This window comes from Ochrobactrum sp. AP1BH01-1, from assembly GCF_018066705.1.
In the GTDB taxonomy this organism is placed as follows: domain Bacteria; phylum Pseudomonadota; class Alphaproteobacteria; order Rhizobiales; family Rhizobiaceae; genus Brucella.
In genome coordinates this window covers 272370-294805 of the sequence record NZ_JAGPOU010000004.1, presented here as the reverse complement: position 1 = coordinate 294805, position 22436 = coordinate 272370, and the positions used below count along the sequence as shown (strand labels likewise).

Below are 22436 nucleotides of genomic sequence, written 5' to 3'. Positions count from 1 at the left end.
CGTTCATGGGTTCAATTGCGATCAGGCACATTCGGTCGAGGGGGCGTGATCGCGGCAGAACGTTTCGAATTCTTCCTGGCTGGCATAGGCTTTCTGCGTGCCGGGCCGGGTGATGGAATGGGCTGCATAAAGTGCGGCCTTGCGAAGCGAGGCCTCCACATCGCCGGTCCCGGCGTAAAAGCGGGCGAATGAGCCGATAAAGGCGTCGCCTGCGCCGGTCGTATCCTTCGGCGTGACCTTGACCGGCGGAATATTGACGATTTCACTTGCCGTAATCATGCGCGCCCCGCGTCCACCGAGCGTGACGATGACGGTGCGGATGCCACGCGCGATGAGCGAACGCGCTGCGGTGACGATCTCGTCATCCGTGCCGGTCGGCAGGCCGGAGAGGATGGCAAGCTCGCTCTCGTTCGGCACGAGAAAAGTCACCTGCCGGATCAGTTCGGGATCGAGATCGGCAGCGGCGGGCGCGGGGTTCAAAATGGTTTCGATGCCGTTTTCGGCAGCAAAGGCGATGGTGTGGTAGACCGTCTCGACCGGAACTTCCATCTGCATCAGGATGAGGCCGCAAGCTTTCAGATCGTCAGCCGCCTTGTCGACTTCTGCGGGCAGAAGATCGGCATTGGCGCCCTTGACGATGAGGATTGAGTTTTCACCGGACGGCTCGACGAAGATGGGGGCTACGCCGCTCGACTTGCCGGCAACCTTCACCACATGGCGTGTATCGACGCCGAACTCATTGAGGTTGCGAATGGTGTTGTCGGCGAAAATATCGTCGCCGACGCGCGTGACCATCAACACATCCGCGCCAAGGCGCGCGGCGGCGACGGCCTGATTGGCGCCCTTGCCGCCGCAGCCGATTTCAAATGTTGGCGCTTCCAGCGTTTCGCCGGGGCCGGGCATACGGTTCACATAGGTGATGAGGTCCACCATGTTGGAGCCGACCACTCCGATCTTTCTGGTCATGAGATGTTCCTTTGAAATTTCAGAGTGCCTTGATCGTGGCTTCAAACCGTTCAGCGGCTGTCGTATCCAGATAGCCGACGCGCACTGGGAAGACGGCGCGCTCGCCCGATGCCAGCACCTGCACATTGTTCTTGGCTTTTTCGGCCAGATAGCCTTCCGGCTCGCAGGTCGATGGCAGTGCAAACGCTGCAACCTGAGCGTCCCCGTTCACAAGAATCCAGCGCACGGTCTTGGGGAAGATTTCGGTGGGGTAGGAAATGCCGAAACCGTCACCCTCGGGAAGCTGCATCATCAGATGCGTGTTGCCTTCGGCGTCTTTCGGCAGGCCGCGAATATAGAAGACCTGCTCGGGATCGTAGCGCTCCGGCTCGTCCAGCACTTCCATCGCGGCCGGATCGGTGGCCAGTTCATCGATCAGCGACAGATAATCATCATTGGGTGTAACGTGGCCCGGAACGGCGGTACGCACCTGCACATGATCCGGCATATAGGGCACGGGCTGCACGATCCGCGCGCCTTCCGCATAAGCGAAATTGACGTGGCACATATACATCAGCTCCATAGGAGCGGATGAAAGGTTCTCCACGTCCATGGTGATGTCGAACAGCGTTTCATCTGCATGAAGCCGCACGCTTGGCCGTGCCAGATAATGCGCGCCAAAGCCCATCACATATTCATATTCGCCGGTGATTTCGACGAAGGCGCCGCGCTCGTCATGGCCGAACAGAAGCCCGGCCTTGTCCATCTTCGCGCAGGCCATCTCGCCATGCAGAAGATGATTGTCCTGCGGCGAAGGACAGCCATTGCGCAGGATGCCGCTATGGAATGCAAAGCAGCCATAGGTCTCGACGATGGTGGCTGCCGGGCGCGGCATGGAGAAGCCGTTGCCCATGGTAAGGTCCACGCCGTCGAACTCCGCGCCCCAGATCATCTGGCCCATGAAGGGCAGCACGATGATGTTGCCGCGTTCGTTCTCGACCAGCAGCGCCTCGATGCCGCTTGGATAGCGAAAGGCGGTGACGCTAAGGCCATAGGTGTTGGCGATCACATGCGGCTGCTCGACAAAATCCTGACGGCGAAGATGAAACTCGATGTCCTGCATAAGGGATCACCTGCCCTGATTGCGCGATGCGTTGATCGCGATGACGAGAATGAGGAAAGCGCCCCAGATGAAATCGATGAGATGGTTGGAGAACCGCATCATCTGGAAGCCGGAGGAAAGCAGCATCAATGCCACGAGCGCGATGGCGATGCCGAGAACGCGACCCTTGCCGCCTGCCGGATTGGTGCCGCCAAGAACGGCAATCAGCACGGCTTGCAACAGGTAGGATGCGCCATAGTCCGATTTGGCGGCGTTGGTGCGGCCCGAAAGGATGATCCCGGCTATGGAGGCAAGCACGCCGGTCAGCATGTAGGAATAGAGGATCATGCGCTCCTTGCGGATGCCGGCGAAGACGGCAGCGCGCGGATTGGTGCCGATCAGCATGAGATTGATGCCGAGCGTCGTGCGCGTGAGGAGAATGGCGACGACAATGCACACCGCGATGAACAGCAGGAAAGGCGTGGCGATGCCGAACATCTTGCCGTTGCCGACCCAGTTCCACGCATCGGGAAAGCCGACGATGGCAGGCCCGCCGGTCAGAACCAGGGCAAGCCCCATCAGTACCTGTCCGGTGCCGAGCGTGGCGAGGATCGGCGTGATGCGCAGCCTGGCTATCAGGAGGCCGTTGACCAGTCCCGATACAAGCCCAACGAGGAGGGCAAGCAATATGCCGATGATGGTGTAGAACAGCATTCCCGAGCCGGAAGCCTGTGCCGCCTGCACCATGGATGAGTGGAAATAGCCCCCGGCCACGATGCCCGCCAGATTGGCGATGCCCACCACCGAAAGGTCGATGCCGCCCGTCAGCATGGCAATCATCATGGCGACGGAGAGGATGCCAAGCTCCGGCATGATGTAGCTGATGGATTCGAAGTTGTAATAGCGCAAGAACTTGTCCGGGTTCATCCAGGTCATCAGCGCAAAGACCAGCACGGTGATGACGATAAGCTGGATGATGTTGCCATCGCCTCCGAGGAAGCGGCGCATGTCGAAAGACTGTTTCATGTCGCTTGTCTCCTCAGGCAATGCTTTTGCGGTCACGCCATGCGGTGATGGCGGTGGCGACGATGATGATGAGACCGACCACGACGCGCTGCCATGTGGTGTCGACCTTCATGATGATGAGCGAGTTCTTGACCATGACGAGCATGAAGACGCCCATCAGCGTGCCCAGCACCGTGCCGCGACCGCCGAAGATCGACGCGCCGCCCAGAACCACGGCTGCGATCACGTCCAGCTCCAGCCCGACGAAATCACGCGGATTGGCGAGCCAGATCATCGAGGAATGCAGAAGCCCCGCGAAGCCTGCGAGCGCCCCGGCCACGCAATAGACGAAGAAGATGGTGCGGCGGGTATTGAAGCCGACGCGCTTTGCCGCTTCGGGCGAGCCGCCATAGGCATAAACGCTGCGCCCGATCATCGTATAGTTGAGGATCAGGTGGATCAGCAGCGCCAGCGCCAGATAGACGACGAACATCGCAGTCAGGCCGAATGCCGTGCCGGAGGCCGATGTCAGCGAGATCACGTCTGTCTTGCCGAATGCGATCAGCTCCTTCGGCATCTTGTTGATGTTGACGATGCTGGTGCCGACAAGGCCCAGCACCAGCCCACGCACGATGGAACCGGTGCCGAGCGTGACGATCAGCGGGATCATCTTGAAGCGATGGATGATGAAGCCGTTGAAAGCGCCCAGCAGCAGGCCGATCAGCGTCGCCGCCACGAATGGAATGAACACGCCGTCATAGCCGAGATAGACCATGGCGCGGACGGTCAGATACATGGCCGCGATGGCGAAGGCGGTGAAGGAAACGTCGATGCCGCCGGAAATCATCACCAGCAGAACGCCAAGCGCCATGATGCCGATCACGACATTGGAGCGCAGGAGGCCGAAAATATTGTCCAGCGACCAGAAAGCCGGATTGATGAGGCCGATAATGACCATCGCCGCGAACAGAACGCAGGCAATGATGAATTCGGTACTGCGAAAGAACTTCATGTGCCGGTTCCTCAATTCAGCGTCTTGAGCCGGTCGTTGACGGCATCTTCGGTCATGGTTTCACCGGAAAGCTCATCGACGAAACGCCCGCGATGCATCACCAGCACGCGATTGCAGTTCTGCACCAGCTCGGGCACGTCGTCGGAAATCATCAGGACGGCGAGCCCTTCCTCACGCGCAAGCTTGCGGATGATGTTGTGGATCTGCGCCTTGGAGCCGACATCGACGCCGACGGTCGGCCCGTTGAGGATCAGCACTTTGGCCCCGGTCAAAAGCCAGCGCGCCAGCACCACGCGCTGCGCGTTGCCGCCCGACAGATGATTGACCGGCGTATGCGGGCCGGGAGCGACGATGTGCATCGCCGAAAACATGTCGCGGGTCGTGGTATCGGCCTTCTTGCGGTCGATGAAGAGGCCGCGCACGAATTTCTCGATCGAGGTGACGATGATGTTGCGTTCGATCGATTGCGTCAGGAACAGGCCTTCCGTCAGGCGGTCTTCCGGAACATAGGCGACGCCGCAGGCGATCCCCTCCTGCACGGTTTTCGGGTGGACCTGCCTGCCATTGATGCGCAAGGTGCCCGTGAAATCCGGCTTCATCCCGAAGAGGGCGAGCGCCAGTTCCGTGCGGCCCGAGCCGATCAGCCCGGATATGCCGACGATCTCGCCCGCATGGAGGGTGAGGCTGGCATTTTCCACGGAACCGGGAACGGAGAGGTTCGTGATTTCGAGCGTTGGGCTGGCCGAAGCGCCTTCACGCGGGGTCCAGTGATAATGGTCCGATGTGAGTTCCTGGCCGGTCATGGCGCGTGTGATCGACGGCTCGTCGAAATCGGAAATCGGACCTTCGGCAACTTTCTTGCCGTTGCGGAAGACGGTCAGCCTTTCGCTGATTTCCAGCATCTCGCGCATCTTGTGACTGACGAAGAGCACGGCGATGCCCTGCGCCTGAATATCGCGCACGATCCTGAACAGCGCGTCCACCTCATGCCGCGTCAGCGCGGTGGTCGGTTCGTCCATGATGATGAGGCGGGCGTCGGCCATGACGGCGCGCGCAATCGCCACGATCTGCTTGCCCGATGTCGGCAGGCTGTCCACATCCGCATCGAGGTCGATGCTGACGCCAAGCCGGTCGAGCGCCTTTTGCGCCAGTTCGCGCACACGCTTCCAGTCGACGCCCTTGCGACCTTCGATGAGAAAAGTATTGATGGCCAGATTTTCGGCAACGGTCAGGTTCCCGAACAGCGAGAAATCCTGATAGATCACCTGAATGCCATGATGAACGGACTTGACCGGATCGAGCTTGCCGACCGGCTTGCCGTCGATCAGTATCTCGCCGTCCTCCGGCGTGTAGACGCCCGACATGACCTTGATGATGGTGGATTTACCGGAGCCGTTCTCGCCTGCCAGGCAGTGGATTTCACCGGGCTTGATGGCAAAGGAAACGTCGTCCAGCGCCCTGACGCCACCGAAGCGTTTTCCGATATGGCGCAGTTCGATCAGGTTTTCACTCATGAGGGGCCTCGTGCAAGGCTGGAATGCGATTGGCAGGATGGGAGGGGCATGAAGCTCCTCCCATCGAGCATCCATGGATATCAGAAGTCGTACTTGTCCATGTTTTCCTTGGTCACACCGACCCAGCCTGCGCCATAGAGCAGGTTCGGCTTGGCGGCATCCGGGGCCAGCAGGCTTTCATAGCCCGGCAGGCCCAGATTGAGACCGGCCTTGATCTGGTCGTTCTTCTTTTCAAGCGCTGCGACGGCCAGCATGTTCATGGCATAGCCTGCAACGGCAGGGTCCCAGAACTGGATATACTGGATGTCGTCGTTCTTCAGATATTCGCCAGCCACCGAAACGAGGCCCGTGCCCGCGAAGAAAACCTTGCCCTTGAGACCGCCTTCGGCGATCAGGCGTCCGGCACCGGCAGAAGTCGGCATCGGCGCGCCGAGAATGCCCTTGATGTCCGGATAGGCGGTCATCGCTTCCTTGAGCTTGTTATAGTCGGTGTTGGCATCGTCATAGGTTTCGAGACGGCCGGTCGCTTCCGACATTTCCGGGAAGTTGGCCTTCTGGTATTCGACGGCGCCGTCGATCCATTCCATCTGCGACTTGGAGGTCAGGCTGCCAACGGTCGTGACATATTTGCCCTTGCCGCCCATCGACTTGCCCAGTTCCTTCATGAGGTTGGCGCCATAGGCCTTGTTGTCGAAGGCTTCGATGTCGTAATCGACGTTCTGGATATTGGATGCCTCGTGGCTGATGACCACGATGCCGCGTTCGCGCGCCTTTTTCAGAACCGGCTCCACTGCTTCGACCGAGAACGGCACGATGGCAATAGCGTCAACACCCTGCGCGATCAGGTTTTCGACAATCTGCACCTGTGCCGCGGCGTCCGCCTGGCTCGGGCCAACCATCCAGACATCATTGCCGGTGTCGGCCTTGAACTGGTCGACGCCATCGCGCATGCGGTCGAACCAGGCAATGCCGTCCACCTTCACGACCGTCGCGATGGTGTACTTCTTGTCGTTGGCCGTGGTGATGAGTTCCTTGTTGATCTTCGACGTATCAACGACGCCTTCCGCGAAAGCGTGCGGAACGGCAACGGACATGGCAATCGCCACGGATGCTAGAAATTTTTTCACCGGTTTTCCTCCCTGGGAATTGTTTGGCCGTCTGCCCTCGGTGGCTGAGGCTCAACTGTTACTGCGCCGACGCACCCAGGAACGGTGGGTGCATCGGCGTTCTCCTCCATGCCCGGCTTCCCCGCCGGGCGAAAATCAATCTGCTTTCCCGCCTGTTTGACGCCGCGAACGGAATTCTGTCCGGCGCGCGCAAAACCCTGTTGTCATATCCTCCCGACAATGCGAATTATAATGTTATAATCCGATCATTATGTTTGGATCGTTTCACATTTATGTTCGGCCTGTCAAGATCGAAGGATCGTAATTGCGTGAAATGTGACGGACGTATAAACGGATGAGCAGACTGCAAGAATTGGGGACAATGTGAGCAGAATCAGCCGAAAAGAAGAGCGCATTGCTGAACTGGCGGCGTTGGTCGATGAAGTCGGCGTGCTTCGTCTGCGCGATGCGGCAGCGCGTCTCGGCGTTTCGGAAATGACGATCCGCCGCGATATAGGCAGCGACGGCGGTGCGCTCAATTGTTTGGGTGGTTACATTATCCCCACGCAGGACGGTGTGAACGGCGATTATGTCTTTGATTTTGAAAAGGACAGCCACGCCAGTGCGAAAGCGCAGGCTTGCGCCGCAGCCGCCGCATTGATCGAGCCCTATGATACGGTTTTCATCGATTGCGGCACCACGATGCCGCATCTTGCCCACCGCATCCCGCAGAACCAGCACATTACCGTTGTCTGCTATGCGCTCAATATTGCCGAAATCCTGTCGCAGCGCAGCGATGTGCGCCTCATCGTTCTGGGCGGGCTCTACCACCCGGAAGCGGCATCGTTTTCAGGTGACGAGGGGATCGACGTCCTGAAGCGCGTCAACATCAACAAGGCTTTTCTGTCGGCTGGTGGGGTCGATGAGCAGCACGGCATCACCTGTTCGCACTTCCACGAAGTGCCGATCAAGCAGATGGCCATGCAGCGCGCCGTCGAGAAACACCTTGTCGTCGACAAGAGCAAATATGGCAAGGTCCGTGCCGCCCGTTTCGCGGGCATGGCCGATTTCACGTCGATCGTGTCGGGCTAACTCAATTTTTCCGCTTCAACAGGCCTTCCAGAAGTGTCCGGAATGCCTTGACCGCGCGCTTTGACGTGGCTTCAGGATCGTCGGAATTGGCGATCCACTGCGCCGCGCTGCTGCTTGCCGCGTTGATCAGCCGTGCGGCCGCTTCCGTGTCTATATCGATGATGACGCCTTCCTCACGCAAGGCGTCGAGGCTTGTGGAAATCGTGCGGATACAGCCATTGGCGCTCGGCCAGCAGGACGGATCGCCGAACACCGCCGGTCCGTCGCGAAACATGATGCGCTGGATTTCAGGTTCCAGCGCCATCTCGATATAGGCGACATTCTCGTCGACAAAACTCTGCCAGCGGTTGGGCGCCTTCGCGGAAATCGTGCAGAGCCTCGCGGCCATCTCGCAATCGATTTCGTTGATCACGGCCTGCAAAAGACCCTTCTTGTCGCCGAAATGGTGATAGAGCGCGCCCCGCGTCAGCCCGGCGGAGGCGGTAAAATCATCCATCGAAGCTTCGGCATAGCCAACGGTTCCGAAAGCCTTGCGGCCCGCAGCCATCAGCTTCGCCCTTGTTTCGGCAATCATTTCGCTTCGCGGTTTACGCATGGCGGCTCCATTTATTTAGATACGCGGCGTATATTAGTTGACATACGCCGCGTATCAATTATTTAATTAACATACGGACCGTATGCAAGTGATGCAATTTCCCCTTTCAAGGACCCACTCCGATGTCCAATCCATACAGAGAGATTTTCAGCGCTCCGGGCGCTGTCGGCTTTTCGGCGGCTGCATTCTTCGCCCGTCTTCCCTTCGCGATGGCGCCCGTCGGCATCGTCGCAATGCTTGCGCAGACCCATGGCGAATACTGGCTGGCTGGCGCGGTCTCTGCCACCTTCGCGCTGACGAATGCATTCCTATCGCCGCAGATTTCCCGCCTTGTCGACCGTTACGGGCAAAGCCGCATCGTCATGCCTGCCACCGTCGTTTCGGTGATAGCCTTCGCCCTTCTGTTGGTGGCAACGAACCAGCGCTGGGCAAACTGGACCCTCTTCGCCACGGCATTCTTTGCCGGTGCGATGCCCAGCATTCCGGCAATGGTGCGGGCAAGATGGACCGAAATTTTCCGCAACCGTCCCGAACTGAATACCGCTTTCGCGTTCGAATCGGCGGCGGACGAGCTGGTCTATATTTCGGGTGCTTCCCTTTCCGTGGCCTTGGCGGTATCGCTGTTTCCGGAAGCGGGGATGCTGATCAGCACGGCCTTTCTCGCCGTGGGCACGATTGCCTTCCTCCTGCAGCGTTCCAGCGAGCCGCCGGTTCGCGCGCTCGACCGGAACAGCCCGCAACGTTCCGCGATCTGGTCGCGTCCCGTTCAGATCATCACGCTCGCGCTCATCTTCGTCGGCTCGACGTTCGCGACGGCTGAAGTCAGCGCCGTGGCGATCACGCGTGAGCTTGGACAGCCCGGCGCAGCCAGCATCGTAATCGGGGTCTATGCCATCGGTTCGTTCCTTGTCGGGATAACGCTTGGCGCATTGTCGATCCGCATTCCATTGCAGCGCCAGTTGCTGATTGCCGTCAGCGTCCTTGCCCTGACTGCGCTGCCGCTGCCTTTCGCCGGTACATCGACCGCGCTTCTTGCAACGGCGGTGTTCGTCAGCGGTGTTGCGATTTCCCCGACATTCATCACGGCATTCGGCCTGATCGAACGGCGCGTGCCTGAGTCGATGCTGACCGAAGGCATCACCTGGGTCATGACCGGCATTGGCATCGGCATGGCGCTGGGCGCCTTCGTTTCCGGCTGGGTGGTCGACAATTTCGGCGCAGCAAACGGCTTCTGGGTTTCGGTCGCAGCAAGCCTCAGCGCAACGGCCATCGTCGCGCTTGGCCAGGCAAGCCTCTCGGCTGCGACGGTAACAGCCGAATGCGACGATGCACTATGCGCGGCAGAAGCGGCAGAATGATCGCAGGCGAGCGGGCTTTGCCCGCTCGTCAGTCTCCGTAAATCCGGTCTTCCAACGGGGTCGAGGCGATCAGCCCCTTCAATCCAGCCAGCATGGCCTTCTCGGCCTTATTGAGATTGGTTTCCGGATTGTGGATCAGGAAAACATCGATGGCGGGCGGGTTCTCGTAAGGTGGCAGACGCCAGAGAAGGCCGTCATCGATCTCGCGCCGGGCCACGTGCAGCGGCAGCGGGCCGATGCCAAGGCCGGTGATGATCATGCGGCGCACTTCCTCAAGGCTCGATGACGTGCCGACCACCTCCGGCGAAAGCCGCGCCTCGCTACGCAGCAGGGCGACGGGGCGCAGCGCGTCGGCAATGTGATCGGTCTGGAACGACACGGACGGCTCCCCCTTCAGATCGGAGAGCGTCAGCCCGGACTGGCCGAACATGCGGTGGCGGGGTCCGCAAAAAAAGCCGAAGAACTCCCGATAGACCATGGTGTAGTCCAGCGCCGGATCGCGATTGCTCACCAGCCCCAGACCGAACGAGGCACGCTTCTCGCGCACCAGCCGGGCGACTTCGGTGCTGGCGGATACGTTGATCGTCAGCGTTGCGCGGGGATGCTGTTCGTGAAAGAGCGCAAGCGCCTGATCGAAGATCGGCGAGATGATATGGCTGGCAACCGATATGGTGACATGTCCGGTCACATCGTCTCCCACCCCGCGCACCAGCTGCGGCAATTGGGAAATGGCGCCGAAGACCTCGATGCTCTGTTCATAGAGAAGCTTGCCCACCTCCGTCAGCTCAAAATGGGTGGCGTCGCGCTCGACAAGGCGCTGGCCGATGCGGTCTTCCAGCCGGCGCAACGCATTGCTGACGCTCGGCTGTTTGAGGTTGAGCCGTTCGGCGGCGCGGGTGATGCTTTTCACCTCCGCGATCACTACGAAACTGCGCAGCAGGTTCCAGTCCAGATCCCAGACAAGACGCTCGGGGCGATGCAATGACATGGTTCATCCATTCATGAAATCTATGCAATCCATTCCCATTATCTATTTGCGAAATGCATCCATAAAAGCAATCATGAATATTGAAGGCATCGAAATAGCCTCAAGAAAAACAACAAGAGGGAAGTCGGGAACAGCATGTTTAACAAATTCACGGGGTTCATTGCCGCCGCCGCGATTGCCGCCACCGCCGTCTTTGCGGTTGCGCCAGCACAGGCGGACGATCTTGAAAAGATCAAGGCATCAGGAGAACTCAAGATCGCCATGAGCGGCCAGTATCCGCCGTTCAATTTTGTCAACGAGAAGAACGAGGTCGTGGGCTTCGATGCGTCCATCGGTTCGGCGATTGCCGAACGCATGCAGTTGAAGCCGCAGCTCATCACCACAGCCTGGGACGGTATCGTTGCCGGTCTTCGGGCTGGCAAGTTCGACACGGTAGTCGGCTCCATGACGATCACGCCGGAACGCGAGAAGGCGGTGGACTTCGTCGGACCCTATTATCACGCGGGCCGCGCGGTTTTCGTGAAGGAAGATTCCGCCGTTCAGAAGCTCGACGATCTCAAGGGCAAGACGCTGGGCGTGACGCTTGGCGAAACCCATGAGAAATGGGCGCGCGAGCAAGGCGGCTGGACCATTCGCACCTATAAGGGCCTGCCGGAACTGATGCTCGAACTGAATTCGGGCCGCGTCGACGCCATCGTCGTCGACAACATCCCGGTCATGGTGGCGATCAAGGAAACCGGCCAAAAAGTCCGCAAGCTCGATACGCCGGACATCGAAGGCGGCAGCGTCGCCATCGGCATTGCCATCCGCAAGAACAACCCGGAGCTGAAGGCAGCGATGCAGAAGGCTCTCGACGAGATCATGGCCGACGGCACCTACGAGAAAATCTCGATGCAATGGATCGGCAGCGACATTCGCTGACATGCCGTCATCCCGGCCCGGCATTTGTCCGGGCCGGTTGAGAACCGATTGACCGGAGTTTTCCGATGGATTTTGCGTTGATGCAGCGCGTCCTCCCGTTTTTTCTGGAGGCGGCATGGGTGACTGTGCAAATTTCCGCGCTGGCCCTGATCCTGGGTCTTGTGGTGGCCGCATTCCTTGTGGCGGCCCGCCTGTCCCGCTCCCCCATTCTGCGCGGGCTGGCGGCGGCCTATGTCAGCGTCTTTCGCGGCACGCCCTGCCTTGTGCAGCTCTTCATCCTCTATTTCGGCGGCCCGCAGATCGGCATCAATCTGGAACCGTTTGCCGCCGGCGTCATCGGGCTGGGGCTTAATATCGGCGCCTATATGTCGGAATCGATCCGCGGCGCGATCCAGAGCGTCGACCGCGGCCAGACGGAAGCCGCGCGCTACATCGGCTTCGGGCGCGGCCAGACCATGCGGCTCGTTGTGCTGCCGCAGGCGGCCCGGCTTATGATCCGCCCGCTCGGCGTCAACGCCATCGCCCTTTTGAAAGGTTCGGCGCTGGTTTCCACCATTTCGGTGGTTGAACTGACCTATACCGCGCAGCGGTTCATCGGCTCGACCTACAAGCCGTTCGAGATTTTCGGCGTCGCCGCGGTTCTCTACATGATCATTATCTATGTCGTGGCGCGCGGGGTCGATCTGCTCGACAAGCGCTTCGCGGCGCAGTGAGGGAGGACCGGATGCAGGCTCTCGATTTCAGCATCGTCACTCCCTATACCGATCTGCTTCTGACCGGCCTCTGGTGGACGCTTGTTCTGACCGTTGCTTCGGCCTTCTTGAGCTTCGTGCTCGGCATCGCGTTTGCGCTCGTGGTGCTTTATGCGCCTGCAATCCTCGCATGGCCGGTGCGGTTCTTCATGTGGCTGTTCATGGGAACGCCGCTTCTGCTGCAACTGTTTTTGATCTATTTCGGGCTGGTGCAGATCGGCATCGATATTCCAGCCCTTGGCGCTGGCATTATCGGCCTCAGCCTGCATTTCGCGGTCTATAATGCGGACATCATCCGCGCAGGCATCGTGGCTGTCGATCCCGGCCAGATGGAAGGCGCGCGTTCCATCGGTTTCAGCCACGGTCAGGCCCTGCGCTATGTCGTCATTCCGCAGGCGATCCGCAACACCATCCCGCCGATAGGCAACAACATGATCGTTCTTCTGAAGGATACGTCGCTGGTTTCGATCATCGGCATTGCGGAACTGGTGCACAGCGCCCAGCTTGCCATCAGCGAAACCTTCAGCCCGTTTGAATTCTATATCACCGTCGCGGCCATCTATTACGTGGTCAATCTCGTGCTTGAGGCTGGCCTGCGGCGCATTGAAAGAAAAGTGGAGGTCACGCGATGAGCAGCTCCAAATCGGCAAAACCGATGGTCGAAGTGAAGGGCGCCCGCAAGGCCTACGGCGCGCTGGAAGTGTTGAAGGGCATAGACCTTTCAGTGGCGCGCGGCCAGATCGTTGCGATCATCGGCCCCAGCGGTTCCGGCAAGAGCACATTGTTGCGCTCCATCAATCATCTGGAAACGCTGAATGGCGGCGAGGTCTGGCTTGATGGCGTGCAGGTCAACCAGCCGCTGGCAGGGCAGGCATTTGAAAAGCACATCAATGCGGTGCGCCAGCAGATGGGCATGGTGTTTCAGCACTTCAACCTGTTCCCGCATCTGACCGTGCTGGAAAACATCACGCTCGGCCCGATCAAGCTCAAGGGCATGGGCAAGGATGCCGCGCGCACGCTGGCGCTGGAGCTTCTGTCCAAAGTGGGGCTTGCCGACAAGATCGATGTCTATCCCTCGCGCCTGTCGGGCGGGCAGAAGCAGCGTGTCGCCATTGCGCGTGCGCTCGCCATGCAGCCGAAGGTGATGCTGTTCGACGAGGCGACTTCAGCGCTCGACCCCGAGCTGGTGGACGAAGTGAATGCCGTCATGAAACAGCTTGCCACCGAACATATGACGATGCTGATCGTCACGCACGAGATGCGTTTTGCAGGCGAGGTCGCCGACCGCATCCTGTTCATGGATGGCGGCGTGGTGGTGGAAGAGGGACTGCCGGACCAGATTCTGAGCAATCCGGTACAGGAGCGCACCCGCTCCTTCCTCAAGAAATATCTGGCTGCGTGAGGTGTCGGCATGAGCGAGAGAAACATTAACGAGTTTCCCGATTTCGGGCTAACCCCGGCGCAGCGGCGCGAGGCTGTCCTCGGCCATTATTACGAATATCCCGGCATGGACGGCCCGCGCGGTGAAATCTGGTGCTACACCGACGCCTATTCCTATCTGCCGGGCGCGACCGTCCAATTGCAGGTGAGCGCGACCGCGCCGCGTTTCGACATCGAGATCGTGCGGGACGGGGCGGTGGAAACGCCGGTATTCTCAAAACGCGGGATCGACTGCAAATGGCAGGAAACGCCGGCACAATGTTCGGTCGCCGGCTGCGGCTGGGAAACGACATTTGCCTTCAAGACGGATGAGAACTGGCCTTCCGGCGCTTATCGCATCACTTTGAGGGCGCATGGCAATGACGGAGAACCCATCCATTGCCACCACCTTTTCATCCTGCGTCCTGCGGCGGGGAAAAAGCCCGGCCGTATCCTGCAAGTCGCGGCGACCGGCACGTGGACAGCCTACAACACCTGGGGCGGCTCCAACCATTATCAGGGCATCACCGGGCCAAATGGCGATCAATATGCGACGACGGTGAGCATCGAGCGCCCGTTCTGCCGTGGCTTCGCGCTGCTGCCGCCCGATGCGCCGCGCGTGCCGCTGGAAATCATCACGCCGCCTGCTGCACCCCCGCGCTATCCGCACATGGAATGGGCCTATGCCAATGGCTATTCCAAGAAATATGCCTCGTCCGGCTGGGCAAGCTATGACAGCCTGTTCTTCCGCTGGGCCGAACGGGAAGGCTATGCGGTCGATCTCGCAACCCAGCATGAGCTGCATTTCTCGCCGGAAATCCTCGACGGTTATGACTGCGTGGTCTTTGTCGGTCACGATGAATACTGGACGTGGGAAATGCGCGATGCCGTCGATAATTATGTCGATGGCGGCGGTCGCGCGGCGCGTTTTGCCGGCAACTTCATGTGGCAGACCCGGCTTGAGGATAATGGCAAGCGGCAGACCTGCTACAAATATCGTGCCCGCGCCGAAGATCCGGTCTATCGCTCCGCCGATCCGCGCCGCACCAGCGGCTGCTGGGAAGCGGCGGAAACCGGACGGCCTGCCGCAGAAACCTTCGGTCTCAATGCATTGCGCGGGCTTTATGTCGGCTGGGGCGGCTGCGCCCCGCGCGGCGTGCGCGGATTCCCGGTCTATCGTCCCGAACACTGGGCCTTTGCTGGCACCGGTATCTATTACGGCGATCTTCTGGGCGCGGAAGGCCATGCCTTCGGCTACGAGGTAGATGGACTGGATTATGTGATCCGCGGCGGACTGCCGGAGCCGGAGGAAGGCAGCGGCGCACCCGACGGGTTGCAGATTCTGGCGCTCGGCATGTCGTCGCTCAAGGAAGAAAGCGCGGATATCCCGGCCGACGACCAGTTCCTTTCCGACGCCGATGCAAAATTCGTGGCCGATACGCTGATTGGCAACGATGGGGATGCAGCCGTGGAACGCATCAAGCGCGGCTGCGGCATGATCGTCAATTTTCCACGCGGCAAGGGCGAGGTTTTCCACGCCGGAAGCTGCGAATGGGTGGCGGCCCTCAAGCGCGGCGACCGCATGGTCGAGCGTGTGACCGCCAATATTCTCAACCAATATCTCAAGCGCTGACAGAGTAACGCCATGCTCAACACAAAAGCACCGAACGAACGCCCGGCATCGCATCTTTTCTACCAGTCGCGCCTGCGCAGGCCGCTGGTGGATCGCGCCGAAGGCATCTACATCTGGGATCAGGACGGACGCCGCGTCATCGACGGGTCGAGCGGCGCGATGGTGGTCAATATCGGCCATGGCAATCGCAACGTGCTCGACGCCATGAAAGAGCAGATGGACCGCGTGACCTTCGCCTATCGCCTGCATTTCGAGAACGAACCGGCGGAAGATCTGGCACGCATAGCCGCAGAGCGGATGCCGGAAGGTCTGGACAAGATCTTCTTCGTTTCCGGCGGCTCGGAAGCGGTGGAATCCTGCATCAAGCTTGCCCGCCAATGGGCGGTTGCGACCGGGCAGGGCAAGCGCTGGAAAGTGATCTCGCGTTTTCCGTCCTATCATGGTGGCACGCTTGGGGCGCTCGCCGTCACCGGCTATGCGGCGCTCAGCGAGCCTTTCGCGCCCATCATGCGCGAAATGCCGAAGGTTCCTGCGCCGACCGCCTATCTCGACCGCGACAATCTTTCGATGGAACAGCGCGGGCAGAAATATGCCGACATGCTGGAGGAAAAGATTCAGGAGGAAGGCCCTGAAAGCGTGCTCGCCTTTATCATGGAGCCGATTGGCGGGGCATCCACCGGCGCGCTGGTCGCGCCCGACAGCTATTATCCGCGCATCCGTGAAATCTGCGACCGCTATGGCATCCTGCTCATCCATGACGAGGTGATGAGCGGTGCCGGGCGTACCGGCAAGTTTCTGGGCGGCGACCACTGGAATTGCAAGCCAGACCTGATCGCGCTTTCCAAGGGCTTTGCCTCCGGCTATTGCCCGCTTGGCGCGATGGCCGCGCCAGCCCGTATCGTGCAGCCGGTTCTTGATGCCGGGGGCTTCCTGCATGGGTTCACCTATGCCGGCAATCCGCTGGCCTGTGCCGCAGGCAAGGCGGTGTTGCAGGAAATCGATCGTCTTGATCTCGTCGGCAATGCCGCCCGCATGGGCGATGCGCTGAAGGGCGAACTGGAAGGACTTGCAAAACGCTTCCCCTTCATCGGCGATGTGCGCGGCAAGGGCCTGCTGCTCGCTGCTGAGTTCGTCTCCGATCCTGAAACCATGAAGCCGCTGCCGAAGGAGTTGAACGCCCATCAGCGCATGGTCGATCTTGCCTATGAACGCGGGCTGATCATCTATTCGCGCCGCACACGCGGCGGTGTCGAAGGCGATCATTTCCTCGTCTGCCCGCCCATGGTCGTCAGCCGCGAACAGGTGGGCGAGATCACCGCTATCCTCGGCGACACGCTGGAGGTTCTGGCGCGTGAACTCAACCTGCCTGTCAACGCGTAAGGAAACCGGATCATGACCGACAAGAAGAAGACGCGTCGCAAGGTGATCATCACCTGCGCGGTGACGGGTTCCGTGCACACGCCGTCCATGTCGCCGCATCTGCCGGTGACGCCAGACGAGATTGCGAGCGAAGCCATTGCGGCGGCGGAAGCGGGTGCATCCATCCTGCATCTGCATGCCCGCGACCCGCGCGACGGCAGGCCGTCCGCCAATCCGGACCTGTTCATGCAGTTCCTGCCGCGCATCAAGCAATCAACATCTGCCGTGGTGAATATCTCGACCGGCGGCTCGTCGCTGATGACGCTGGAGGACCGGCTGGCCGCGCCGCTTAAGGCAGAGCCGGAAATGTGCTCGCTCAATATGGGCTCGATGAATTTCGCGCTGTTCCCGGCACTCGACAAGCCGCGCGAGTGGAAACATGCGTGGGAGCCGGAACTGCTGGAGGCCACGCGCCATTCGATCTTCAAGAACACTTTCGCGGATATGGAAGGCATCCTGACCAGCCTGGGTCAAGGCTGCGGCACGCGCTTCGAGTTTGAATGCTACGATGTCGGGCATCTCTATTCGCTGGCGCATTTCCGCGACCGGGGGCTGGTGTCCGGCCATCTGTTCATCCAGTTCGTCTTTGGCGTTCTGGGTGGCATCGGGGCCGACCCGGACAATCTCATGCATATGAAGCGGATTGCCGACAAGCTGTTCGGGGAAGATTATTCCTTCTCCGTGCTGGCCGCAGGACGGCACCAGATTCCGATGATCACCATGGCGGCTGCCATGGGCGGCAATGTGCGTGTCGGGCTGGAAGACAGCCTTTATGACGGGCGCGGCCAGCTTGCCAGAAGCAATGCCGATCAGGTCCGGCGCATCCGCAGCATCCTCGACGGCCTGTCGCTGGAGGTGGCGACGCCAGACGAGGCGCGTGAATATCTCGGGCTTAAGGGCGGAGACAGGGTGGCGTTTTAGAGCATGTCCCCCGATAGCGGGAACCGCCTCCGCGGGGAAATTAGTCCATTGGACTGATTTCTGACCCCGCTACGACGGGATAAAGACATTCGTAAAAACAAACAGATAGAGAGTTTCCAATGGTTCAATCAAAACAGGAAATGCTCTGATGCCGAAGATCGTGTTGGACAGTGAAACAGGCATCGTCGTGCGGCTGGGCGATGCTGCCGATGCGGAATTGATCCATGAGGCGATCCGCATCATGGGCGAGGGGCTTGGTGCCGCCGACAGGATTTCCAGCACGGTCGAGGATTTTCGCCGTTACGGTTTCGGACCCTATGCGGCCTTCACCAGCCTGATCGCCGAGGTGGACGGGGCATTTGCCGGGCTCGCGCTGTTCTTCCCGATCTTTTCGACATGGTACGGCAAACCCGGCGTCTATGTGCAGGACCTCTATGTCGATGAAGCCTTTCGCGGCAACGGGATCGGGGAAGTGCTTCTGCGCCACGTCGCCTCCTGGTCGATGGCGCGGGGCGGGGTCTATCTGCGGCTTGCCGTGGACAGGGACAATGTGGCCGCGCAGAGATTTTATGAGCGGCTCGGTATCGGATGGATCGAATCCGACCGCGATCACGGCGCCTATGGCGAGGATTTCAACCGCCTGGCCCGCATCAATCAAATGAGGGAGCAGTCATGAAAGCCTTTTACGCCTTCGAGCAGAAGCGTCACGACCCGAAAGCCTTTCTTTCCAGCGGCGCGCCGCAGCCTAACCCCGAACAGCCGGAGCGCGTCGAACGTCTGCTCGCCGGTGCGAAGGCGGCGGGCTGCGAGATCATCCGTCCGCAAGATCACGGCCTTGGCCCGATTGCGGCGGTGCATACGCCCGAATATCTGGAGTTCCTTCAGCACATCCATGCCCGATGGCGGCGTATCGAAGAGGCGTCGGAAGAGGTGATCCCCAACATCCATCCGCTTGCGCGCGATGGCCGTTATCCGGCGTCGGCGGTCGGGCAGGTCGGCTATCACATGGCCGATACGGCTTGCCCCATTGCCGAGCACACATGGGAAAGCGTGTGCTGGAGTGCGTGGAGCGCGGTCGATGCCGCCGATGCGGTGCTTGGCGGCGAGGTTGCGGCCTATGCGCTCTGCCGCCCGCCGGGGCATCATGCCTTTGCCGATGTGGCGGGCGGCTTCTGCTTCGTCAACAATTCGGCAGTCGCAGCACAACGCCTGCGCTCGAAGGCCGGGCGCGTGGCGATCCTCGACGTCGATCTGCACCACGGCAATGGCACGCAGGGCATTTTCTATTCCCGCCCCGATGTGCTGACCGTCTCGATCCATGCCGATCCGGTGCGCTTCTATCCATTTTTCTGGGGTCATGCCGACGAGCGCGGCGAAGGCGCGGGGCTTGGCTACAATCTCAACCTGCCGCTGCCGCGCAAATCCGGCGATGCCGAATTTCTGGCGGCGCTCGACACTGCGTTCCGCCGCATCGAAGCCTTCGCGCCGGATGCGATTGTTGTGGCGCTTGGCCTTGATCCGTTTGAAGGCGATCCGTTCGGCGGATTATCGGTCACCACCGGCGGCTTCGGACGCATTGCCGAAGCAATCGCGAAGCTTCGCTTGCCAACCGTCATCGTGCAGGAAGGCGGCTATCTGTGCGATGCGCTGGGTGATAACCTCACAGCCTTCCTTGGCGGCTACCAGTCGGTGGCGCGATGACCGGTCTTGTTACTTTTATTGGCGTCGCGCATCCATGGATGTGCGACGTAATGGGACATATGAATGTCCGGCATTATGCCGCGATGTTCGATGATGCGAGCTTCCAATTGCTTGGCCACATTGCCGGGAAAATTCCAGATGACGCATATGGCTGGGCAGATGTGCGCTCGACAACCGAATACAAGCGGGAAGTGCCGGTCGGGGACCTGCTGACGATCCGTTCGCATGTGGTGAAGGTCGGGCGCTCGTCGATCACGTTTCGCCAGACGATGGTGGGGTCGCTCGACGGCGAGCTGCGCGCGCTCAACGAGACGACCACTGTTTATTTCGACAAGATTGAGCGACGTTCGATAGTGCTTGAACCCGAAATGCGCGTCCGGGCTGAACAATTGCTGGCAGAGTGAGGAGCGGGCCGGAAACCCGCTCCCTCTCGTTTTATTCGGCAGGCTTGTCGCTGCGGCCGATGCCGAGCAGCTGGTAGAAAACCAGTGCTGCAAGGGTGGAAGTCGCAATGCCGCCAAGGGCGAATTCGCCGATCTTCAAGGTGAAGTCGCCAGCACCGAAAATGAGCGCCACGCCTGCGGTGAACAGATTGCGGGAATCCGCGAAATCCACCTTGTTGACGATCCAGATGCGGGCCATGGCCGAGGCGATGAGACCGAACACCGAAACGGCAAGACCGGCCAGAACCGGGGCCGGGATCGTCTGCAGGATGGCGCCGAATTTCGGCGACATGCCGAGGATCAGCGCCATGATTGCGGCAATGACGAAGATCAGCGTCGAATAAACCTTGGTCATCGCCATGACGCCGATGTTTTCGGCATAGGTGGTGACGCCGGTGCCGCCGCCCGAACCGGAAATCACGGTTGCGATGCCATCACCCAGGAAGCCGCGACCGATATAGCGGTCCATGTTCTGGCCGGTAATGGAACCGAGCGCTTTGATGTGACCGAGATTTTCGGCGACCAGCACGATGGCGACCGGTGCAATCAGCGTGATCGCCTGCCAGTTGAACTCCGGCGTGGTGAAATGCGGCAGGCCGAACCATGCCGCATTGCTGACGGCGGTGAAATCGATGCCGGGCACGATGCCGAGGCCGTTGCCGAGGATCAGGACCAGCAGATAGCCGAACAAAAGTGCGAAAAGCACCGACAGGCGCTTGGTGCCGCGCGGCCCATAGGCGGCGATCATTCCCATGCAGAGAACCGTAAGCAGCGCGATGGTGATATGCGTGCCGCTCCCCTTCAACTGGCCTACAGCGACGGGGGCAAGGTTGAGGCCGATGGAAACACCGATCGCGCCGGTGACGACCGGCGGCATGAGCCGCTCCACCCAGCCCGTGCCGATGGCCATGACCACGAGGCCGATCAGCGCATAGAGCGCGCCGCAGGCGATGATACCGCCGAGCGCGATTGCGATATTGGGATTGGGGCCGGAGCCGCCATAGCCGGTTGCGGCAATCACAACGGCAATGAAAGCGAAGGACGAACCGAGATAGCTTGGCACCCGGCCTGCTGTCAGCACGAAGAACAGAAGCGTGCCGATACCGGAAAAGAAGACGGCCACATTGGGATCAAAACCCATCAGCAGCGGCGCCACAATGGTCGAGCCGGACATTGCGAGCAGATGCTGCACGCCCATCGGAATGGCCGCGGCGGCTGGGAGGCGCTCGTCAGGAAGCACGACGGCGTTTGATGTCAAACGCCAACTTGGAAAATAGCCCATGATGTCCCTCTGGAAAATATTATCCATTTGTTTTTTACGCGCATCTTTTCCGAAAACCGCTTCGCAGTTTTCGGGACGCGCAGTTGCCTTTATCGACTCATGGCACTGATTTCCAGAGGGGAACAGTCCAAACAATGAGGGAGCTGTTGATGAGTGGTCTCAACAATTTTCAGCCTGTCACCGTCACGCGGCCCGCATCATCCGTCACTTTCCCGACGATGCGGGCGGATGGATAGCCGGCGGTGCGGATGCGGTTCAAAAGCCTTTCGGCTTCCTGCAGCGCGCAGGATATGAGAAGTCCGCCGGATGTCTGCGGGTCGGTCAGCAATTGCTGTTTCCAAAGCGGATAATCGTCGGGAAGCCCCACATCCTCGCCGTAGCTTGCCCAGTTGCGGGTCGAGGCTCCGGTGACGAAACCGGCTTGCGTCAGATGCTCGGCCTGATTGAGAAAGGGCAGGGCGGCATAATCCAGCGCAACGCCCGCATTCGAGCCGCGCGCCATTTCGAGCGCATGACCCAGAATGCCGAAGCCGGTCACATCGGTAACGGCATGGACCGCGTCATCCTTGCCAAGTTCGGCGCCCACCCGGTTAAGCAAGGTGACGGATGCCATCATTTCATCATAACCGGCGCTGTCGAGTTCCTGCTTCTTGAAGGCGGCGGAATAGATGCCGACGCCAATTGCCTTGGTCAGGATCAGCATATCGCCGGGACGCGCACCGCTGTTCTTGCGCAGGTTCGAGAGCTTGCAGGTGCCGATGACCGCCAGTCCGTAGATCGGTTCCGGCGCGTCGATGGAATGCCCGCCCGCAACCGGAATGCCAGCTTCGGCGCAAATGCTGGAACCACCTTTCAGGATTTCGCGGATCATCTCGGCGGGCATCTTGTTCACAGGCATTCCGAGGATCGCCAGCGCCATGATCGGCGTTCCGCCCATGGCATAGACGTCGGATATCGCATTGGTGGCCGCGATGCGTCCGAAGTCGAACGGATCGTCCACCATCGGCATGAAGAAATCCGTGGTGGCGATCACGCAGTTTTCGTCGTCCAGCTGCCAGACGGCGGCATCGTCGCCGGTTTCCGTTCCGACGAGAAGCTGCCGGAAGGGCTGCATGACCGGCTGGTCCGACAGCAGATCCTGCAAAACGGCCGGAGCAAGCTTGCAGCCGCAACCGCCGCCATGGGCAAGCGTGCTCAGACGAATAGGCGATGCAATATCCATGATATC

The 22436-nt window shown here is 60.2% G+C and carries 22 protein-coding genes; 12 read left to right on the top strand and 10 right to left on the bottom strand.

The window, feature by feature from the left end:
* Nucleotides 1-21: 21 nt before the first annotated feature.
* The 6 genes from rbsK to J9800_RS16260 all read right to left on the bottom strand — a co-directional run bounded on the left by rbsK (nucleotide 22) and on the right by J9800_RS16260 (nucleotide 6705).
* Entirely contained in the window at nucleotides 22-966 is a 945-nt protein-coding gene (gene rbsK, locus J9800_RS16285) for a ribokinase (protein WP_114216044.1), read from the bottom strand.
* A gap of 19 nt (nucleotides 967-985) precedes the next feature.
* Nucleotides 986-2068, bottom strand: coding sequence for an aldose 1-epimerase family protein (locus tag J9800_RS16280; protein WP_114216043.1), 1083 nt, complete (start codon nucleotides 2066-2068; stop codon nucleotides 986-988).
* A 6-nt stretch (nucleotides 2069-2074) separates the two neighbouring features.
* Nucleotides 2075-3073 (bottom strand): ABC transporter permease, encoded by a 999-nt coding sequence (locus tag J9800_RS16275; protein ID WP_114216042.1) that lies wholly within the window; start codon nucleotides 3071-3073, stop codon nucleotides 2075-2077.
* 13 nt (nucleotides 3074-3086) lie between these two features.
* Nucleotides 3087-4064 carry an ABC transporter permease gene (locus tag J9800_RS16270; protein WP_112586435.1) on the bottom strand — a complete coding sequence of 326 codons (978 nt, stop codon included), beginning with the start codon at nucleotides 4062-4064 and terminating at the stop codon, nucleotides 3087-3089.
* An 11-nt stretch (nucleotides 4065-4075) separates the two neighbouring features.
* Nucleotides 4076-5578, bottom strand: a complete 1503-nt coding sequence (locus J9800_RS16265) for a sugar ABC transporter ATP-binding protein (protein WP_114216041.1) — start codon at nucleotides 5576-5578, stop codon at nucleotides 4076-4078.
* 80 nt (nucleotides 5579-5658) lie between these two features.
* Nucleotides 5659-6705, bottom strand: coding sequence for an autoinducer 2 ABC transporter substrate-binding protein (locus J9800_RS16260; protein WP_162707425.1), 1047 nt, complete (start codon nucleotides 6703-6705; stop codon nucleotides 5659-5661).
* Nucleotides 6706-7068: 363 nt separating this feature from the next.
* Here J9800_RS16260 and J9800_RS16255 point away from each other — a divergent pair, with 363 nt between their 5' ends.
* Nucleotides 7069-7776, top strand: a complete 708-nt coding sequence (locus J9800_RS16255; protein WP_114216040.1) for a DeoR/GlpR family DNA-binding transcription regulator — start codon at nucleotides 7069-7071, stop codon at nucleotides 7774-7776.
* Between the two features lies 1 nt (nucleotide 7777).
* Here the strand turns inward: J9800_RS16255 and J9800_RS16250 are convergent, their stop codons facing one another.
* Nucleotides 7778-8371 carry a TetR/AcrR family transcriptional regulator gene (locus J9800_RS16250; protein WP_114216039.1) on the bottom strand — a complete coding sequence of 198 codons (594 nt, stop codon included), beginning with the start codon at nucleotides 8369-8371 and terminating at the stop codon, nucleotides 7778-7780.
* A gap of 122 nt (nucleotides 8372-8493) precedes the next feature.
* On the opposite strand from J9800_RS16250, the gene J9800_RS16245 reads away from it, so the two are divergent.
* On the top strand, nucleotides 8494-9729 hold the full coding sequence (locus tag J9800_RS16245; protein WP_114216038.1) for an MFS transporter: 1236 nt from the start codon (nucleotides 8494-8496) through the stop codon (nucleotides 9727-9729).
* A gap of 28 nt (nucleotides 9730-9757) precedes the next feature.
* Here J9800_RS16245 and J9800_RS16240 read toward each other — a convergent pair whose 3' ends face one another.
* Nucleotides 9758-10717 carry a LysR family transcriptional regulator gene (locus J9800_RS16240; protein ID WP_114216037.1) on the bottom strand — a complete coding sequence of 320 codons (960 nt, stop codon included), beginning with the start codon at nucleotides 10715-10717 and terminating at the stop codon, nucleotides 9758-9760.
* 135 nt (nucleotides 10718-10852) lie between these two features.
* On the opposite strand from J9800_RS16240, the gene J9800_RS16235 reads away from it, so the two are divergent.
* The 10 genes from J9800_RS16235 (at nucleotide 10853) to J9800_RS16190 (ending at nucleotide 19887) form a co-directional block, all read left to right on the top strand.
* Nucleotides 10853-11638 carry an ABC transporter substrate-binding protein gene (locus J9800_RS16235; RefSeq protein WP_112586424.1) on the top strand — a complete coding sequence of 262 codons (786 nt, stop codon included), beginning with the start codon at nucleotides 10853-10855 and terminating at the stop codon, nucleotides 11636-11638.
* A 65-nt stretch (nucleotides 11639-11703) separates the two neighbouring features.
* On the top strand, nucleotides 11704-12351 hold the full coding sequence (locus tag J9800_RS16230; protein WP_210845882.1) for an amino acid ABC transporter permease: 648 nt from the start codon (nucleotides 11704-11706) through the stop codon (nucleotides 12349-12351).
* Between the two features lie 11 nt (nucleotides 12352-12362).
* Nucleotides 12363-13022 (top strand): amino acid ABC transporter permease, encoded by a 660-nt coding sequence (locus tag J9800_RS16225; protein ID WP_006472058.1) that lies wholly within the window; start codon nucleotides 12363-12365, stop codon nucleotides 13020-13022.
* A 23-nt stretch (nucleotides 13023-13045) separates the two neighbouring features.
* Entirely contained in the window at nucleotides 13046-13792 is a 747-nt protein-coding gene (locus tag J9800_RS16220) for an amino acid ABC transporter ATP-binding protein (protein WP_114216128.1), read from the top strand.
* 9 nt (nucleotides 13793-13801) lie between these two features.
* Nucleotides 13802-15442: a N,N-dimethylformamidase beta subunit family domain-containing protein gene (locus tag J9800_RS16215; protein ID WP_114216036.1), complete on the top strand. Its 1641-nt coding sequence runs from the start codon at nucleotides 13802-13804 to the stop codon at nucleotides 15440-15442.
* 12 nt (nucleotides 15443-15454) lie between these two features.
* A complete protein-coding gene (locus tag J9800_RS16210; protein ID WP_114216035.1) occupies nucleotides 15455-16822 on the top strand; it encodes an aminotransferase family protein in 1368 nt (455 codons plus the stop codon).
* 12 nt (nucleotides 16823-16834) lie between these two features.
* Nucleotides 16835-17782 carry a 3,5-dioxohexanoate:acetyl-CoA acetone transferase gene (gene kce / locus J9800_RS16205; RefSeq protein WP_114216034.1) on the top strand — a complete coding sequence of 316 codons (948 nt, stop codon included), beginning with the start codon at nucleotides 16835-16837 and terminating at the stop codon, nucleotides 17780-17782.
* Between the two features lie 148 nt (nucleotides 17783-17930).
* Entirely contained in the window at nucleotides 17931-18458 is a 528-nt protein-coding gene (locus J9800_RS16200; protein WP_114216033.1) for a GNAT family N-acetyltransferase, read from the top strand.
* Nucleotides 18455-19483 (top strand): histone deacetylase family protein, encoded by a 1029-nt coding sequence (locus tag J9800_RS16195; RefSeq protein WP_114216032.1) that lies wholly within the window; start codon nucleotides 18455-18457, stop codon nucleotides 19481-19483. Before J9800_RS16200 ends, J9800_RS16195 begins: the two co-directional genes overlap by 4 nt.
* The gene (locus tag J9800_RS16190) at nucleotides 19480-19887 is read left to right on the top strand and encodes an acyl-CoA thioesterase (RefSeq protein WP_114216031.1); all 408 of its coding nucleotides are present in this window, start codon (nucleotides 19480-19482) and stop codon (nucleotides 19885-19887) included. Before J9800_RS16195 ends, J9800_RS16190 begins: the two co-directional genes overlap by 4 nt.
* A 31-nt stretch (nucleotides 19888-19918) precedes the next feature.
* On the opposite strand, the gene J9800_RS16185 is transcribed toward J9800_RS16190, so the two are convergent.
* Both J9800_RS16185 and selD read right to left on the bottom strand, forming a co-directional pair.
* A complete protein-coding gene (locus J9800_RS16185) occupies nucleotides 19919-21208 on the bottom strand; it encodes a solute carrier family 23 protein (protein ID WP_114216127.1) in 1290 nt (429 codons plus the stop codon).
* Nucleotides 21209-21377: 169 nt separating this feature from the next.
* Complete coding sequence (gene selD / locus J9800_RS16180; protein WP_114216030.1) at nucleotides 21378-22430, bottom strand: selenide, water dikinase SelD; 1053 nt, start codon at nucleotides 22428-22430, stop codon at nucleotides 21378-21380.
* Nucleotides 22431-22436: the final 6 nt, after the last annotated feature.